The organism is Tolypothrix sp. PCC 7712, from assembly GCF_025860405.1.
GTDB lineage: Bacteria > Cyanobacteriota > Cyanobacteriia > Cyanobacteriales > Nostocaceae > Aulosira > Aulosira diplosiphon.
On the sequence record NZ_CP063785.1, the window covers coordinates 5,137,191 to 5,153,796 of the forward strand.

Annotated in this window: 14 protein-coding genes; 9 read left to right on the forward strand and 5 right to left on the reverse strand. The window is 39.7% G+C overall.

The window, feature by feature from the left end:
• The first annotated feature begins 4 nt into the window (after window positions 1-4).
• Window positions 5-277, forward strand: a complete 273-nt coding sequence (locus HGR01_RS21005; RefSeq protein ID WP_045870220.1) for a hypothetical protein — start codon at window positions 5-7, stop codon at window positions 275-277.
• A gap of 282 nt (window positions 278-559) precedes the next feature.
• Here the strand turns inward: HGR01_RS21005 and HGR01_RS21010 are convergent, their stop codons facing one another.
• A complete protein-coding gene (locus HGR01_RS21010; protein ID WP_210403090.1) occupies window positions 560-1,363 on the reverse strand; it encodes a class I SAM-dependent methyltransferase in 804 nt (267 codons plus the stop codon).
• A 374-nt stretch (window positions 1,364-1,737) separates the two neighbouring features.
• Here HGR01_RS21010 and HGR01_RS21015 point away from each other — a divergent pair, with 374 nt between their 5' ends.
• The 7 genes from HGR01_RS21015 (at window position 1,738) to HGR01_RS21045 (ending at window position 8,350) form a co-directional block, all read left to right on the forward strand.
• Complete coding sequence (locus tag HGR01_RS21015; RefSeq protein ID WP_045870221.1) at window positions 1,738-2,562, forward strand: alpha/beta fold hydrolase; 825 nt, start codon at window positions 1,738-1,740, stop codon at window positions 2,560-2,562.
• Window positions 2,563-2,748: 186 nt separating this feature from the next.
• Window positions 2,749-3,342 (forward strand): TetR/AcrR family transcriptional regulator, encoded by a 594-nt coding sequence (locus tag HGR01_RS21020; protein ID WP_045870222.1) that lies wholly within the window; start codon window positions 2,749-2,751, stop codon window positions 3,340-3,342.
• Window positions 3,343-3,362: 20 nt separating this feature from the next.
• Window positions 3,363-3,752: a tautomerase family protein gene (locus HGR01_RS21025; protein ID WP_045870223.1), complete on the forward strand. Its 390-nt coding sequence runs from the start codon at window positions 3,363-3,365 to the stop codon at window positions 3,750-3,752.
• A gap of 337 nt (window positions 3,753-4,089) precedes the next feature.
• Window positions 4,090-4,539: an acyl-CoA thioesterase gene (locus HGR01_RS21030; protein WP_045870224.1), complete on the forward strand. Its 450-nt coding sequence runs from the start codon at window positions 4,090-4,092 to the stop codon at window positions 4,537-4,539.
• Window positions 4,540-5,054: 515 nt separating this feature from the next.
• Window positions 5,055-5,816 carry a M48 family metallopeptidase gene (locus HGR01_RS21035; RefSeq protein ID WP_045870512.1) on the forward strand — a complete coding sequence of 254 codons (762 nt, stop codon included), beginning with the start codon at window positions 5,055-5,057 and terminating at the stop codon, window positions 5,814-5,816.
• Window positions 5,817-6,730: 914 nt separating this feature from the next.
• Window positions 6,731-8,080 (forward strand): glutamate-cysteine ligase family protein, encoded by a 1,350-nt coding sequence (locus tag HGR01_RS21040; RefSeq protein WP_045870225.1) that lies wholly within the window; start codon window positions 6,731-6,733, stop codon window positions 8,078-8,080.
• 84 nt (window positions 8,081-8,164) lie between these two features.
• Window positions 8,165-8,350 (forward strand): hypothetical protein, encoded by a 186-nt coding sequence (locus HGR01_RS21045; RefSeq protein WP_045870226.1) that lies wholly within the window; start codon window positions 8,165-8,167, stop codon window positions 8,348-8,350.
• Here HGR01_RS21045 and HGR01_RS21050 read toward each other — a convergent pair whose 3' ends face one another.
• Complete coding sequence (locus HGR01_RS21050) at window positions 8,351-8,821, reverse strand: Hsp20/alpha crystallin family protein (protein ID WP_045870227.1); 471 nt, start codon at window positions 8,819-8,821, stop codon at window positions 8,351-8,353. It lies immediately after the preceding gene.
• Between the two features lie 303 nt (window positions 8,822-9,124).
• Complete coding sequence (locus tag HGR01_RS21055; RefSeq protein WP_045870228.1) at window positions 9,125-9,820, reverse strand: rhomboid family intramembrane serine protease; 696 nt, start codon at window positions 9,818-9,820, stop codon at window positions 9,125-9,127.
• Window positions 9,821-10,037: 217 nt separating this feature from the next.
• Between HGR01_RS21055 and HGR01_RS21060 the strand changes: the two genes are divergently transcribed.
• The gene (locus tag HGR01_RS21060) at window positions 10,038-12,158 is read left to right on the forward strand and encodes a serine/threonine-protein kinase (protein WP_045870229.1); all 2,121 of its coding nucleotides are present in this window, start codon (window positions 10,038-10,040) and stop codon (window positions 12,156-12,158) included.
• A 147-nt stretch (window positions 12,159-12,305) separates the two neighbouring features.
• On the opposite strand, the gene HGR01_RS21065 is transcribed toward HGR01_RS21060, so the two are convergent.
• Window positions 12,306-13,352 (reverse strand): CHAT domain-containing protein, encoded by a 1,047-nt coding sequence (locus tag HGR01_RS21065; protein WP_052335179.1) that lies wholly within the window; start codon window positions 13,350-13,352, stop codon window positions 12,306-12,308.
• Between the two features lie 47 nt (window positions 13,353-13,399).
• Window positions 13,400-16,189 (reverse strand): GAF domain-containing protein, encoded by a 2,790-nt coding sequence (locus HGR01_RS21070; protein ID WP_045870230.1) that lies wholly within the window; start codon window positions 16,187-16,189, stop codon window positions 13,400-13,402.
• Window positions 16,190-16,606: the final 417 nt, after the last annotated feature.

Sequence of the window (16,606 nt, forward strand, 5' to 3'; positions counted from 1 at the left end):
TACAATGTCTAAACTTTACTATAACGCTGAACATGACTCTGTTCCTGATGGATTAGCAGAAGACTTCGCCTTAAAACTACAAGGTGGAGATATTGTCACCTCTAATTATTTAGTTGTCCTCGCAGCTAAAGTTTTGGCAAAAGAGAAAAGAATTAATCCATTTACTCTAGTCTGGTTAGATGGCAATGAATATCCTTGCTCAGATAATGGCATGATTGAAAATGAGCCTTATTTCGATAAATATACAGAATTATTGCAAAGGTTGAGTGCAAGCTAAACAAGTAATAATAACAGTTACAACAAAGGCTATTTGACAAGCTTTAAAGATGTGATTCTTAGCATGGTGGAGAGTCACATCTTTTAGTTGCTCAATTATGTGATGAAATTTAAAACTTTTTATTCTCTCTGCATCTGTGCATAATACCAATTTGCAAAAATAATGCCACAGACTCTAGGGGCAAGGCACTACCTTGCCCTCTAAAGATATTAATGTGTCGCCAACATTATTGGAATTAGTATTAAGATAAATCATCCCCCATTGATGCAACGCCAAAATAAATTATGCAGATTGTTGCGCCACAACTCCCACAGTGGCGTGATAAATAGCCCAAGTACTGGGATCATCTGCAAATTGGCAATACAGTTCAATATCCTCATGATTAGCTTGACCTGTTGCAATATAAGCCTGTGCAAGTTGCATAGCAGACATCTTCATCACTGTTGCTATACCAAAACCACCATTAGCTACGGGTGTATCATTGTCTACAGATAACAGCTGTAATCCTTGTCTTTGGCAAATAGCAGGTAACTTCACACCCAAAGCATAATCAAGTCCTTTATTCGCAAACATCCGCAAGATAGCTTGATTAACTCGATTCACTGACTGCAGTGCTTGTGAATTTCCCACAATCGCCCTAGCAGCAGCAAAATCAGGCTCCTCCAATACAATCCATCCACCCGGTTTCAACATACTGAGCATTTGGGATAATGCAACTCGAAAGTCAGGGATATGGACGAGAACAAAACGAGCATGAATCAAATCAAAAGAATGCTTCTCCAGTTCTAAATACCGAATATCCTTTTGTAAGATTTCTACATTCGATGGCTGGGAGTCTTGTAAAAACCGAGTATCCATGTCTACAGCCACAACATTGCCGCTTTCACCAACGATGTCTGCCATCCATCGCATAATAGAACCAGCCCCTGCGCCTACTTCCAGACATCGCCAACCTGTTGTTAGGCCTGTTGCTAGTAATCGTTTGCGAGTTGCTGGATCGAAGACTTTTTCGATTGTTTGCAGTCTTTTTAGTTCCGGAGAATTTTGTGACTTAGCAAATACGTAGCTAGAGTCTGTCACTATCATGTTACCTTACACTCTCTAATTAAACATACCCTGACAGTCTCAAGACTTAGTTGACCGACGAAAAATAACTTTAAGAGTACATCAGCAATAATCTAATAATTTGTACGGTGCGGTAATCTTTTAGACTGACTCTACTTTTTTAACACATAGAAATCTGTTAGGTAAGAGTCCATATATAGGAGCAACCTACGGGAAAGAACTTTAACACAGAGAAAAATCTGTCTTTAGGAAGAATTTCAGCGCAGGACTAGCAAATTACGTTTTAAATCAATAAATTCAGTGGTATGTATTAGATGCCTGAAGAATAACGACTATAGATTGAAATCGGAGTTAAACCTTTTACCTCCCAAATAATTTTCAGTGAGGCTTTCATAATGAGTACAATCACGACCCAAGACGGCACCCAAATTTATTACAAAGACTGGGGTGCAGGACAGCCTGTTGTCTTCAGTCATGGCTGGCCCTTAAGTTCCGATAGTTGGGAAGCGCAGATGTTGTTTGTGGCAAACCACGGCTATCGAGCGATCGCCCACGATCGCCGGGGACATGGTCGCTCAAGCCAACCCTGGAACGGTAATGAAATGGATACCTATGCCGATGACCTGGCGACTTTAATTGAAACCTTAGATTTGCACGGAGTTACTCTGATCGGTTTCTCCACAGGTGGCGGTGAAGTCGCCCGCTATATTGGTCGTCATGGTACAGCACGAGTTAGCAAAGCTGCATTGATATCTGCAGTGCCCCCGCTCATGCTCAAGACTGCAAATAATCCCGATGGACAGCCCATCGAGGTGTTTGACGGGCTGCGTGCTGCTTCCCTTGCTGACCGATCGCAACTTTACAAAGACCTCGCCAGCGGCCCATTTTTTGGTTTCAATCGCCCTGGTGCTCAAGTCTCTCAGGGGATGAGTGATTGGTTCTGGTTGCAGGGGATGCAGGGAGGTCACAAAAACACGTTTGACTGCATCAAGGCATTTTCGGAGACAGATTTCACCGCAGATCTGAAAAAGTTCGATGTGCCAACGTTGATTGTTCACGGCGATGATGACCAAATCGTGCCTATTAATGCTGCAGGGATCGCTTCCGCCAAAATTGTGAAGAATGCCACATTGAAAATCTATCCTGGCGCGCCCCACGGACTGACCAATACCCACCAAGACCAACTTAACGCTGACCTTTTGTCCTTCCTCAAGGACTGAGTGAAAAGGTAGGGTAGGGATTGGGATTAAGGGGAATAGAGATTGGGAGAATTAATTCAAAATTCAAAAAAATGCCCTGTTCTCTCTTCCCTCGCACCATCAGCAATTACCAATTACCCATAACTTTTGACTCCTGAGAGTTGACCATGATAAATTACTTAAGACCAAGCGGTCTGAAATAATTAGATGTCCAAAGGCGAAGAAACCAAAGCAAAAATTATTCGACAAGCAGCAGAACTGTTTAACCAACAGGGTTACACTGGCTCGTCAATTTCGGACATCATGCGGGTTACAGGATTGCAAAAAGGAGGAATTTACAATCATTTTCAAAGTAAGGATGACTTAGCACTACAGGCTTTTGATTATGCGATCGCTTCTGTAAGTCAGCAAACTAGAGCTGCATTGCGTAGTAAACGCCATGCCATTGAACGTCTACAAGCCATTATTGGGGTATTTAGCAGTTTTGTAGATAACCCACCCATCAAAGGAGGTTGTCCAATACTAAATACTGCAATTGAAAGTGATGATGCTCATGCCGCCTTACGAGAACGCACTCAAAAAGCAATGGATTCTTGGCGAGAACTGATTCGCTTAATTATAGAAAAAGGAATTTCTAGAGGTGAAATTCGCTCTGAGGTAGATGCTGATGAAGCTGCCACTATCATTATTGCCACCCTAGAAGGAGCGATGATGATCAGTAAGTTATATGATGATGCCATTCATATGCAAAGGGCGATTAATCACCTAAATCAATACATCAATAATCAAAGGAATTCGTAATTTTAGCTCATATAAAAATTATGGTACAAGTCAAAGTATATGGTTTAGCAGATAAATTAAACCCGATTAAGGCGGAGTTATCCAATACTATTCATAGTGTTTTAATTGATGTATTACAAATTAGCCCGGAAAAACGATTTCATCGGTTCTTTCCCCTAGCAGCTAATGATTTTTACTATCCTTCGGATAGGTCGCAGCAATATCTCATTATCGAGATTGTGATGTTTGAAGGACGCTCTGTAGAAACTAAAAAACAGTTAATTCACCAATTATTTAAAAAGATTAATGAACAATTTAATATTGTTGTAGCTGATATTGAGATTACTTTTTTTGAAACCCCTAAATATAACTGGGGTATTAGGGGCTTACCAGGAGATGAATTAATCTTGAATTATCAAGTCGAAGTTTAAGCATTGCAAATTTTGTAGCTCATTGTATCTGTGTATTGTACAGCATAGCTATAGCTCAATACCCTTGGTTTAAGCTCATTAGCGATTGATTTGTTAGTTATTAAAGAAGCCAGAAGAATTGGGGGATTCTCCCCCAAACCCCCGATTGGGTGACGGTTGCGTCCCCCAAACCCCCTCCAAAATGATTGTTCGGTTTTTTGTTGAGTAACTAGTTTTTTGGTTTGGTTATCAATTAATTTTCTTAACTGAACTGTATTTAGCTATAGCTACATTGATTATGCTTTTTTTTGTAAATAAAAAGACCGTATGGTCTTAACTTTTCTAAGCAGGAGAAATTATGTTATTGATTGACAACTTGCAAAGACCATTGGAAGTAGAACTTGCCATTCCTGTGAGAACTTATGATATTGATTTTGCTGGTATTGTGAGCAACATCGTTTATATCAGGTGGCTAGAAGATTTACGTTTAAAGTTTTTACATGAACATTTGCCGCTTGATGAACAAATTGAGCAAGGATATATACCTATTCTTGCTGGGACTGAAATTGAATATAAACGTCCAGTAAAACTGATTGATAAGGTTATAGGTCGTTTATGGGTAGGTAGTTTAGGGCGGTTGAAGTGGACTGTACAAGCAGAAATATTAGCTAACAATGTGATAGCTGCGGTAGCTATACAAAAAGGAGCATTTCTCAGTTCTCAAAATAATCGTCCTGTCCCAGTCCCCGAAAAATTACAACAAAAATATTTAGATTATCAAAACGCAAATTTAACAACTTCAACATAATTACTAATTCGTAATTCGTAATTAAACAGAGGATTAGAGTCCCTAAGCTAAGACAGGTTGTGCCGTTATGGGTGGGGTTTAAATCCTCATTCATGACGTAATTACGTAGGTGTTAGCTAATGCTTATGCAACGCTACAACTTGAGGAGTAAGAGTTGAAAGGAGTGCGTTACGCTGACGCTACGTTAATTTATACGTGAATTTCAAAAATTCAATATAAGCAAGCTCATTCATTTTACATTTAGTCGCTTTGGGCAACTGACTCTGGACTGATAGTAAGATGATGATTTTGCAAAGCAAATTACTCCTTTGTGCTGGCTCGTTTGGCAGTTTTTTAGTTAAAATATTAAATAGAGATTACCTATCAAGGTAAATAAGCTAACTGCTATTAGCTCTTAGCTAGCATAATTGCATCAAAGATTTTTTAATATTTTTTGATAATAACTGGTAATTTACTGCATAGATAAAATACACAAACTAGACTTTTCATTTGTTGTTAACTTTTCATTTTTGGTTATGCTTCCGAAATTACGTAAAGGTGTTTCTGTACTACTTGGCATGGGTACTGCTGTAGGTGTGGGATTAACTTCTCTTGCGCCAGCTAGTGCAGTTCCCTGGGGTCAGTTACTATTTAATGGAATTCAGTTGTTGCAACTTTCCAACGTTTCCCCAAAGCAAACAGTTACACTAGGTCAAAATATTCACCAGCAGGTCAAGCAAAATTACAGATTAAATTCAAATTCTCAAACTAATGCTTATGTTAACCGTGTTGGTCAACGGTTAGCTAGAGCTAGTAATTGCTCAGAAATTCCTTTTCACTTTTATGTAGTCCAAGATTCTAGTATTAATGCTTTCTCCACTACAGGGGGTTATGTATATGTTAATACTGGGCTATTAAAAGCAACGGATAACGAAGACCAACTAGCAGCAGTTATGGGTCATGAAATAGGTCATATTTGCAACAACGACCTGATCAATAAATTGAAGCAATCCCAGTTAGCGCAAGGCGCAGCTTCACTAGCTGGTTTAGACCAAAGCGCTGTCACTGCGATCGCCTACAAGCTGGCTGTAGATTTACCCAATAGCCGCGAAGCCGAATATAACGCCGATGACAAAGGCTTGCAGTATATGAAAAGAGCCGGCTACAATCCAAAAGCTATGCCTGCATTTTTAAAGAAGTTACTTAACCAGTCTTCCCAACCATCATTTTTAAGCGATCACCCAGGAACAAAAGAGCGAATTTCTGTGATTGAAAGAAAAATTGCTGCTGGTAGGTAATTTGTAAAGGGTGTCAAAAGGTCAAGGGTCAAGAATCCAAAATTAGTAGCGTGTCAAGCCTAAAGTAGTGCATGAAAAAAACTCTTGTGGGATGGGCATCTTGCCCGTCCTGGGCGGACAAGATGTCCACCCCACAAGAAAATTATATTGCAACATTTTAGCTGTGTTAGTCCAGTAGGATGCGTTAGCCGCGAGAGTACGGCATCATTGTCAATCCTCACGTTAACCCATTGGTAGCGAGCCTGAAGGCATTTTTAGTTAACGCCTTCAGGTTTTTGATTAACGAGTTCTCATTCATAGAAAACATCAACTTATTTATAAAAAACAAGTTGACCTTGTTTATGAACGAGTTCTCATTCATAGAAAACATCAACTCATTTATAAAAAACAAGTTGACCTTGATCATGAACAAGTTCTTGTGTATAGAAAACATCAACTTATTTATGAAAAACAAGTTGACCTTGTTTATGAACAAGTTCTTGTTTATGGAAAACATCAACTCATTTATGAAAAACAAGTTCTTATTTATAGAAAACATCAACTCATTTGTGCCCAACGCCTTGATGTAATACTTATCTGGTTAAGGAGAAAGCCAGAACCCTTTTACCCTTAACCCTTTACCTTTCCCCAAATCTTCCTCTACCCGACTTTGTAGGTGTGTTGCGAAAGTGATATCGGTGGAGGCTGATATAGGACAATAAAGCTTGTTCAGAATTTGAGCATTATTTTTTGATAAATCACAACTACCTACGAGTATTAATAAGCTCGTTGGGTATTGAGATATTTACTGATAGGGTCTTCCAGTTTTGGAGTTAATGCGATCGCTCAACTGCTGAACTGAACAGTTACCTTTCTCTCAAGGATTTCCAAACGTTGGTAAGACCCGTAACCTCATTAACAAAATATTTGGGATTATGGATGTATTACAACGTCGCATGGGTCTTGAGCAAGAGTTTTTCCTAGTAGATGAGACGGGCGAACTCAGCAATCGTGGCGATGAATTTTTGCAGGGTTGTCATTTGATGGCGGAGACTCAAGGCTTAAACCCTAATTACTTTGTGCCAGAGTTCGTCAAAAGTATTGTAGAAATTAATACTCCACCAGCTTACTCTGGTTCAGAGCTAGCTACAGAGTATTTAAAAAATCTCAAATTGGCGTTAGTTGTAGCGCGGCAAATGGGTTTACGGCTTTATCCTCTCTCTAGCTACCCTTTGCATATTATGCCTGTGATGCGCGACCATCCAAATTATCATATTCAAGCGCGGACAGTCGGCTACGATCGCTTTTTGCACGCCGGGAAATGTACGGGTGTACACCTGCATTTAGAAGTACCGCCTGGAGTCATCGATCCGCGTGTGGCTGTATCCTACAACTCTACAGCAACCGAGCGAGAGGAATTACTTAATATCTACAACTTAGCTACAGCTTTTGACTCAGCCTTAATTTCTTTGGGGCGTGCTTGTCCTTTTTATGAAGGTGAGGCGATTGGATTAGCTGCCCACACAATTCGTTATCGCGGTAGCGAAATCTTTGGTTGGGATGGTGTATATACTTATTTACAGCCAGTCGGTGGATTGATGCCTTATGCCGAGAACGTGGAAATCTTAGTTGAGCAGCAATTTGCCCGCTATTATGCTTGGCTGCAAGCCTTAGATAAAGCCGGAATTGAACGCCAGCAGTTTTTAAAGGCGGGAGGAAGCTTATTGAAATCAGCATGGAATCCCATCAGGCTCAATAAACTGGGTACTGTAGAAATTAGATGTATTGACAGCAACTATCCATCAGTAATTATTGCTGTAATTGCACTTTTAGAAAAAGCTGCCCATCGAGTCAGAAGCCAGCACTTAAAAGTTAGACCAGCTAAGGAATTATATACCTTTGAAGTTAGCGGAAAGTACCTGTGGGTGCCAGATTTTGAATATTTAAATGGCGAATTACTTTATGCTGCGGCGACAGAAGGAGTTAAACACCCGAAAGTTCAAGCTTACCTCGATTCTGTGTTGCAATTTGCCATTACAGATGGCGGCGAAGGTACAAAGTATTTAGCAAAATTGCGATCGCAACTAGACCATTATCACAGTATAGAAGCGGATATTTTGGCAGAATTTACCCCCACCACCGCCAAACTTTCGCGAGATGACGGTTTGCGTTTGGTAAGAGAGTGTTGTGACAAATTAGAAGCACAGGTATTAAGGCTGGATACTCAGCACCCCCTAGCAGCTTTAGATCGGGAAGTTGAGGTTGTTAATTCCGTGAGGCGTTAGGGGTTGGGGAACTCGGGGCCCCCTCTGGGGATAAGGGAGATGAGGGAGATGAGGGAGATAAGGGGGATGAGGGGGATGAGGGGGATGAGGGGGATAACACCAAACCCCCATTACCAATTACCAATTACCAATTACACATTACCCAATGCCCAATGCCCAATGCCTAATGCCCAATGCCCAATGCCCAATGCCCCATGCCCACTTCCAACAAAAAGCGATCGCACCTCAATGATGAGTCAAAGTGCGATCGCCACCTTAGCCAAAACCTAATTAACCGATATTTACCTTGACAACTTTTTGTTTGTCGGCTTCTGCTTTCGGTAAAGTGAGTTTAAGAATGCCATCTTTATATTCAGCTTCTACTTTTTCATGTTGAATTTGGGACGGTAGGGGAATCACCCGTTGGAATTTACCATAGCGGAATTCCGAGCGAGCTACACCGTTTTCTTCTGTCTTAGTTTCAGATTTCCTCTCACCGCTAATAGAAACTGAATCGGTAGTGACTTCTACATTAATATCTTTTGCTTCCAAACCAGGAATTTCCAGTTTTAGGCGAATTGCATCATCAGTTTCTTCCATTTCCGCAGATGGAACGAAGCCAAATCCAATACCTTCACCACCATTAGTTGTTGGCATTAATTCCTCGAACAAGCGGTTCATTTGCCGTTGTAAAGTATCAATTTCGCGGAATGGTTCTAGACGGTCAATATCTCGAAATAGATTCCAACGCATAAGTGCCATACTATCACCTCTAAGAAGCAATGTTTGGTTTGAGGAAGCTTAATCTCAAGCTTGGTTGTAGGTAAAAACTCTTGTTGTTTTCAGCAATTAACTTTTTATTTCTTAAAGCTTAGTCTCAAGCTTCCTAATTAATAGATTAGTGCAAATTTATCAGTTAGTAAGTTCGGTTTTATGACAAAAACTATAGCAATAGCCGTACCTGTTTGTAGGCTGCACAAGCCATAGTAATTTTGGGGGAGAGGGAAAAGGGGAAGGGGGAAAGGGGAAAGGAAACTACCTTGAAACTTAAATACTACCCCCTACTCACTTTTGTAATCGCATGAAGACGGCACCAATTACTAATCCTGCTGCTTGCGCCCAGTAAGCAATACTGAATTGATTAACCCCCGCAGGGGGAATATTTAAACTACCAATTCCATAAAATAACTGTTGGATAAACCACCAAACTAAATAGGCAAATGCAGGTAATTTAGCAGGAATATAAATGAATATTAGGGGGAGAATACTGTCAATTTTGGCTTTAGGAAACTTTACAATATAAGCCCCTAAAACAGCTGCGATCGCACCATTTGCACCAATCAAGGGAACTGTTAAATTAGGTTCAGAAAATATTTGTACTAATTCTGTAAAAATGCCAGTTAATAAATAAAATCCTAAATAGCGTCCATGACCGAGAATATTTTCTAGACTTTTACCAAAAACCCATAAAAAAAGTAGATTACCTAATATTTGGCTAAAACTACCATGTAGGAACATTGCTACTGGCAAAGAAAGCAATCGCCAGCCTACCACTACCCAAGCTGCGGGGTTAACACTCGCATTGATAATTCCGTCAATAATCTGCGCTGGTATCACACCCCAACTTTGAATAAATGCGCCTAATTGATCGCTTAATTCTAATTGGATTTCCCAGAAAAATATTGCAATATTAATACCAATCAGCCAGTAAGTAATCATCGGTCGATGACGAATGCGAATATTATCATTAATAGGAATCATTATTTGTCATTTGTCATTTGTCATTTGTCATTTGTCATTTGGTAATTGGTAATTGGTAATCGGTAATCGGTAATGGGAATTCCTCCCCTACTTCCTCGGCTTCCTCATCTCCCCAGTCCCCAATCCCCAATCCCCAATCCCCAATCCCCAATCCCCATCCGGTTCTCCTGTGCCAATATTGAAATCAGATAATATTGCACTTAACTAGGCAAACCTGATGCTGGGAAACACACTTGTAGGAAGATACCAAATTATTAGCCACTTGGGTGGTGGGGGGTTCGGGGAAACCTTTGTTGCTTGTGATACTCAATTGCCGGGATCTCCTCAATGTGTTGTCAAAAAACTCAAGCCTCAGGCAAACGATCCAGTAACTTTAGAAACGGCTAGACGTTTATTTGATACTGAAGCTCAAGTTCTGTATAAATTAGGTACTCATGATTGTATTCCTCAACTTTTAGCATACTTTGAGGAAAATGCAGAATTCTATCTCGTACAAGAATTCATTGAAGGACACAATCTCAGTCAGGAATTAACACCAGGGAAAATTCTGACTCAAACTGAGGTAATTTCTTTGTTGATGGAGATTCTCGAAATTTTAAAGTTTGTTCATCAACAAAATGTAATTCACCGCGATGTCAATCCCTATAATTTATTGCGACGCAAATCAGATAGGAAGTTGGTGTTAATCGACTTTGGTGCAGTTAAGCAAATTTCCTCACAAGTAATTACACCACAAGGACATACTAAATCTACTGTTGCTATTGGGACTCCGGGATATTTACCAGGGGAACAAGCACAAGGAAATCCTAAATTTAGTAGTGATATATATGCGGTGGGGATAGTCGCGCTGCAAGCTTTAACTGGATTACCACCAGAACAATTAGAAAAGGATGCTGATACTAATGAAATTATCTGGCAAAGTCATACTAAAGTATCGCCAGAGTTTGCCCAAGTGTTAAACAAAATGGTATGTTATGATTTTCGGCAGCGCTACAATTCCGCAACAGAAGCATTACAAGCACTGCAAGATTTAACACGACCTGCGGCTAAAACAGTCGCTTTAATTCCAGCTTTGCCATTTAAAAATTTGCCCAATCCTCAATTTAAAAAAGAAATTCTACACAAGATTTTAGCAGCTACATTTATTTTAGGTGTGAGTGGGGCAATTGGGATATTTATTATTGATGGGATTCATACAAATAACGCTACAGAATTATATAAGCAAGGTAATACATTATATGATTTACAACGCTATCAAGATGCTCTAGCTGTATATGATAAAGCAGTTGATATTAGACCAGATTACCCTCAAGGATGGTATGGTAAAGGCAAAAGTTTAGCAGAATTAAAGCAATATAAAGAAGCACTAGCAGCTTATGATAAAGCCATTCAAATTTTGCCAGATTATGTAGAAGCTTGGAGCGCTAGAGGTTTGGCTTTGGCAAATTTACAGCGTTACCAAGAAGCGATCGCCTCTTTTGACAAAGCCTTACAATTAGAAGGCAATTCTCCCGAAATTTGGAATGCTAAAGGAGAAGCTTGGAGTAGTTTAAAACAATATGATAACGCCATTAAAGCTTACAATAAAGCAATTGAATTACAGAAAAATTATGAAATAGCTTGGGAAAATAAAGGTTTAGCGCTGCACAATTTAAAACGCTATGACGACGCAATTATAGCATACGATAAAGCCTTAGAATTAAAACCAGATGATGCGTCATTCCATTATAATCGCGGGAATGCCTTAGTAAATGTGGGTCGCTACGAAGATGCTTTAAAAGATTACGACCGGGCAGTACAATATAAATCCGATTATTATCAAGCTTGGTTATCGAGAAGCAATATTCTCATGAGTTTGCGGCGTTATCCAGAAGCAGTAGAATCATTTGATCAAGTCATTAAATCTAATCCCGGAAATTTCCAAGCCTGGTATAGTCGAGGTTGGGCACTACATCAAAGCCAACGCTATCAACAAGCAATTGATTCTTATAATAAAGCCATTTCTTTGCGGCGTAACGATTACCAAGTTTGGTATAACTTAGGAAATTCGCAATACAATTTACAGAAATACGAAGATGCGATCGCATCCTATAATCGCGCAGTTCGTTACAAACCAGATTATTACGAAAGCTGGTATAGCAAAGGCAATGCCCTAGTAAACTTAAAACGCTACCAAGATGCGATCGCAGCTTATGCACAAGCTATCAAATACAAGCCAGACTATCAACAAGCCATCGAAGCCAGCAAGCAAGCACAAAATCAACTACAAGCGGAAAAATCACAGCCTCTAGTTATTCCCATCATTACCATTCCTAACCCTCTCGCACCAAAACAATGAATTATCCTATTTTGGATCTGAGATTTTGCCTTCGTGTATCTCAGTGAGAGTTTCCCACTTCCAGGTTCCGTGGCTTTAACAACACACTATGCCAACAGAGATTCCACATCCTGCTAGCAAAACATTAATCTGTCCGTTCACTGATTTTCACCTTTTATAAATAACAGGAGTTAAATTCTCCGCTATACCATGTAATTTAATTTCGGTACAGCCAAACTGGTAAGCTTTCTCTATAGAACGATTGGCACCCAGTGCTTTGTAAAATCCCACAGAAAATGCGATCGCGGCTTGATCGCCAATTAAATAATTCATTCCAATCACAAACGGAATGTATTTAGCAATAGCTTCCGCTTGAGTTTTGGAATAACAAGCATTCAACACTACACAATTTACCTGGTCTTCTACAAGTTCAAATAATGAAGCTAAAGCATCAGGCTTAATCGGTTGAATTTGACCTAACTCATTTTCTACATACAATTCCCCAGTATTCATCCCATGTCCAGAAAAATGGACAATATGAGGCTCAATATCCAGTAAAGCCTGACTGATATCCCCAGGACGAACTGACAAGCGTTGTTCTAGTAAAAAGTTGTCTCTTTGTTTAGCTAATTGCAATCTTTGCTGAATCTCTCGCAACTCTTGTCCTAGACGTAACCTAGCAGCATCTGTAGGGTCAGATGATAAAAACAAGATTTTCAACGGATTAGCTGCGATCGCAAGTAGTTGATGATCATCATTTGAACTTTTGAAAACTGCTTGATGATTCCGAGATTTTTGAAGTTCATTATTTAAAATATCCTGAACTTTATTAATAAAATTTCTACTGTCAAAATCGCTTTTGCTAAAGAAATCAGATGCTTTATATTCCAGCAATAAGTCGCGAACATCCTGAGTGTTTACCACAGGTGTTCCACTGACAGCAATAGCTGGTATCTGCCGAGCACAAGCAAGTTCAACTAAATGTATTCCTAACTTTTGACGACGAGAAAGAGATGAATCACCCAAACCAATGTCAGTAATCAACAAATGCCAATCGCTATCTCTAAAAGCTTTAGAAGCTTCATCAAAAGTCCTGACAATCTGAATGATATCCTGAGGATGACCAATATTGCGTAAAGCTGTCCGAATCTTCCCTTCAAGAATATCTTGCCAATCAGAATCATCCTCAACCAGAAGAACTTTGAAAAATATCATCGGTTCCTCCTTGCCACCACTTGTGGTAATTAATGCCTAGGTTCTGCTTAAGTTTCTGGTTTATAGACTGGCAAGATCATAATAAAATTAGTCCCTTGATTGAGTACGCTATTCACATTTAAACAACCTCCTAAACGTTCTACGTATAATTTTGTCCACCACAATCCGAAACCCATACCTCTTCTCGCTGTTTTGGTGGTGTAATCAGGCTGGAAAATCTTTTCTAGATTTTCGTAAGCGATACCTACGCCAGTATCACATATTCGCACTTCTACCAAACACTGTATTTCTCTTTGGACACTAGTGCCAATAATCGATACCCTACCACCTTGGGGCATTGCTTCCACAGCATTTTGAATTAAGTTATCAAAAACATATATTAATTGCTGTTCACCACCTAATACCTTGGGTACATCAGTTGCTATTTCTATATATGTAGTGATGTTAGTAGGTATGGACATTCTAGCTAGTGCATTTACCGCTATGTCAGATAAATCAATGGCACGAGGCTTTTCTTGAATCCAAATTGTCATTCGTTCCGCACTTTGCAAAACCTTATCTGCTCTTGATACAATTCGCTGTGCTTTATTTTTGCTATTCTCATCACCTTCATCCAAAATATCTTGCGCCCAGACTCGGATTGCACCCACATCATTATTCATACGATGCACTAACGGGCCAGCTAAATCACCCAAAGTGACCATTGTTTCCATATTCACCAGTTGTCTTTTGTTTTCTAAGTTTTGAATCCCAATTACTGCTTGGTCTGCTAAGGCTTCTAACATTCGCTGGTGTCTCTGGTTGAAAGCAGAAATATACTGGCTTTCTACGTTCAGTACACCTAGTAAGTGCTTATCTTTGTCTAGGAGTGGCACACATAACTCCGAACGGATATTGGGAAAGTAAGCTTGGTAACGCGGATCGGTTTGGACGTTATTTACCAATGCTGACTGGCGATTTCTGGCTACCCAACCTGTAATTCCTTCATATATACTATTGCGTCTTTCGATGAGGTCAATGAAACGATTGACAGCATACTTAGCTTTAGTAACTAGCTCCTGCTGGCTAGGATCTAGTAAGCGGATATTACCGACATCAGCACCACAAATCTGCACTGCGCGCTGTACAATCAGCTTCAGGAGTTCCTTTTGATCTAGAGTCGTGATAATCTTGCGATCAACATCACTGAGAGTTGCTAGCCAGCGTTGATTTTTAATGGCGATCGCAGCTGAAGAAGCCAGAGTTTCAATCATCTTTTTCTCATCTTCAGAAAAACTGTGAGGTCGGCGGTAATTAATAAACATTACTCCGACGATATCTTTATCAGCTTCTAGCAAAACACCAGCAGCAGAATGGATTTTTTCTCTACGAGTAAAAGCTGAATTCTGAAATATCGGTTCTGTTTCCAGTTGTGTAGCATAAACGTTTTCTCCCCGTTGAATCAGCAAAAATGGTACATCGTGTTCAATAATCTCATCTTGCATTTTCTGCTCTTGTCTCAATCTTCCTGCTGTTTTTGGAGGAGTTGTAAATTGCCTTTCAGTCTGGATATATTCGTAAATATTCACTACATCTGCACCTAAAACATTCAAAGTATTCCAAGCAACACGATGTAAAAGATTATCTTCTGGTATGCGACCGAGAGATTGGGTGACAGAGTAGAGTGCTGCTAACTGGCGTGCTTCATCACGCATTTGTTGGATTCTGATCGTGTGCCAAATTGCATCAACAGCCCACTGTCGGACAAATAGTTCTACTAAGCGCAGCTTACGTGAAGACAATATATAGGTGCGCCGAAATAGAACATAAAGTATTCCTTCTTTGTTCTCAACCTGCAACGGAAAAGCTGCCATTGCTTTAATCCCAGAGGAAAAAGCTTGGGGGTTAAGCTTTGCCATTTCCAGTTTTTCATGACCTTGAGATACATCTGGGATAAACTTGTACTTTTTTGCTTGAATCGCTTGTCGTCCCAGTCCATTATGACGCGGTGGAGAAGCTTTGAGAAATTGCTTCCCAATGCCGTCAGAAAAGACTTCATAAATGTAACGACCCTGTTCTAAATTTGACTCGTATAAAAAATGCAGCGTAGCTGCATCAGCATCGAGAATTTGTTTGGCTTTCTCTGCGATCGTTTCTAAAACCCTCGGTAGTTGTGCTTGCCAAATATCCAAAGATTGCCGAGCAATATATTGTAGTAATCGCGATAATATCTGTTCCTCAATTCGCCTTTCTGGAGAACTATAACCCGCTTCTACTGTACCGATAACTATCACTTCTGGATTGCGCCCCTCAGATTGTAGATCTGGTGGTAGGCGCAATTTGTAAACTTCATGTTGTCTTTCGCTATTCTCTTCAAATTGAGGGTTGATTTTCTGCCATTTACAACGCTCAAACCAATTTTTAATGACTCTGCCGTTATAATCTTGAACCAAGACTATGGGTGTAAATACACGAACTAACTTTTCATGACCATACTCTTGATAAATCCAGCGATCAAAGCGTTTGTCCCACCCAGAAATAATTTCAGTTTGCTGAGTTTGGACTATATCTGCTTGAATATCTCTGAGTTCTGGGTCGGGTTCCAAGTAATGTTTGCCCAGATTAGCCCATACTACTCCCGTACCACTTCCATGTACGCCTTCAATAATATTTTTTTCTAGAGAAATTAAAGATATGTTGGCAAAATCAAAACCCAGTGCCAGGATGTTTTGACAGACTGCTTCTAGAATATCTTCCAGCTTAAACAGTTTTGAGGTAGCTCGTTCTACCTGGTCTAAAGCCTCCAAAATAGATGTCTCAAAAGCTTTTAACTGTGATTTTCTGCGAGCACCCACCATAGCACCTCTCTTTCTTTGCCTTATGAGTATAATGCTAGACAATAGCTCGCTTGAGCATCAAAGCTGGTATATGTAATATCCTTAATCTACAAGCTGAGACTGTGAGAAAATAAAGAGTTGAGGAATTTTATACTCAAAAAAATTTAAACAAAATGTTTGTCGATTGCTAAGACTGACAAATATATTTGTTATTTAATTACATACTCTAGCCAGAGAAAAATAAGTAATATCAAATTGTGATAGTTAATATTGTTTGAAATTTCTGTAACTGTCTGATAGCAAGGATTTATAACCTTTGCATATCTACAAATTTCGATAAATCTTGTGGGACGTACAGCCCGTCAGAATAATGCATTCATGAATTGCTATCAATTATTTTTCAAATTTGTATTAACACAGCATTAAGGGCGCACAGCT

What these genes read in the sequence shown, in the direction of transcription:
- HGR01_RS21005 (WP_045870220.1), top strand. Translation starts at nt 5, where the DNA reads ATGTCTAAACTTTACTATAACGCTGAACATGACTCTGTTCCTGATGGA.
- HGR01_RS21010 (WP_210403090.1), bottom strand. Translation starts at nt 1,363, where the DNA reads ATGATAGTGACAGACTCTAGCTACGTATTTGCTAAGTCACAAAATTCT.
- HGR01_RS21015 (WP_045870221.1), top strand. Translation starts at nt 1,738, where the DNA reads ATGAGTACAATCACGACCCAAGACGGCACCCAAATTTATTACAAAGAC.
- HGR01_RS21020 (WP_045870222.1), top strand. Translation starts at nt 2,749, where the DNA reads ATGTCCAAAGGCGAAGAAACCAAAGCAAAAATTATTCGACAAGCAGCA.
- HGR01_RS21025 (WP_045870223.1), top strand. Translation starts at nt 3,363, where the DNA reads ATGGTACAAGTCAAAGTATATGGTTTAGCAGATAAATTAAACCCGATT.
- HGR01_RS21030 (WP_045870224.1), top strand. Translation starts at nt 4,090, where the DNA reads ATGTTATTGATTGACAACTTGCAAAGACCATTGGAAGTAGAACTTGCC.
- HGR01_RS21035 (WP_045870512.1), top strand. Translation starts at nt 5,055, where the DNA reads ATGCTTCCGAAATTACGTAAAGGTGTTTCTGTACTACTTGGCATGGGT.
- HGR01_RS21040 (WP_045870225.1), top strand. Translation starts at nt 6,731, where the DNA reads ATGGATGTATTACAACGTCGCATGGGTCTTGAGCAAGAGTTTTTCCTA.
- HGR01_RS21045 (WP_045870226.1), top strand. Translation starts at nt 8,165, where the DNA reads ATGAGGGGGATAACACCAAACCCCCATTACCAATTACCAATTACCAAT.
- HGR01_RS21050 (WP_045870227.1), bottom strand. Translation starts at nt 8,821, where the DNA reads ATGGCACTTATGCGTTGGAATCTATTTCGAGATATTGACCGTCTAGAA.
- HGR01_RS21055 (WP_045870228.1), bottom strand. Translation starts at nt 9,820, where the DNA reads ATGATTCCTATTAATGATAATATTCGCATTCGTCATCGACCGATGATT.
- HGR01_RS21060 (WP_045870229.1), top strand. Translation starts at nt 10,038, where the DNA reads ATGCTGGGAAACACACTTGTAGGAAGATACCAAATTATTAGCCACTTG.
- HGR01_RS21065 (WP_052335179.1), bottom strand. Translation starts at nt 13,352, where the DNA reads ATGATATTTTTCAAAGTTCTTCTGGTTGAGGATGATTCTGATTGGCAA.
- HGR01_RS21070 (WP_045870230.1), bottom strand. Translation starts at nt 16,189, where the DNA reads ATGGTGGGTGCTCGCAGAAAATCACAGTTAAAAGCTTTTGAGACATCT.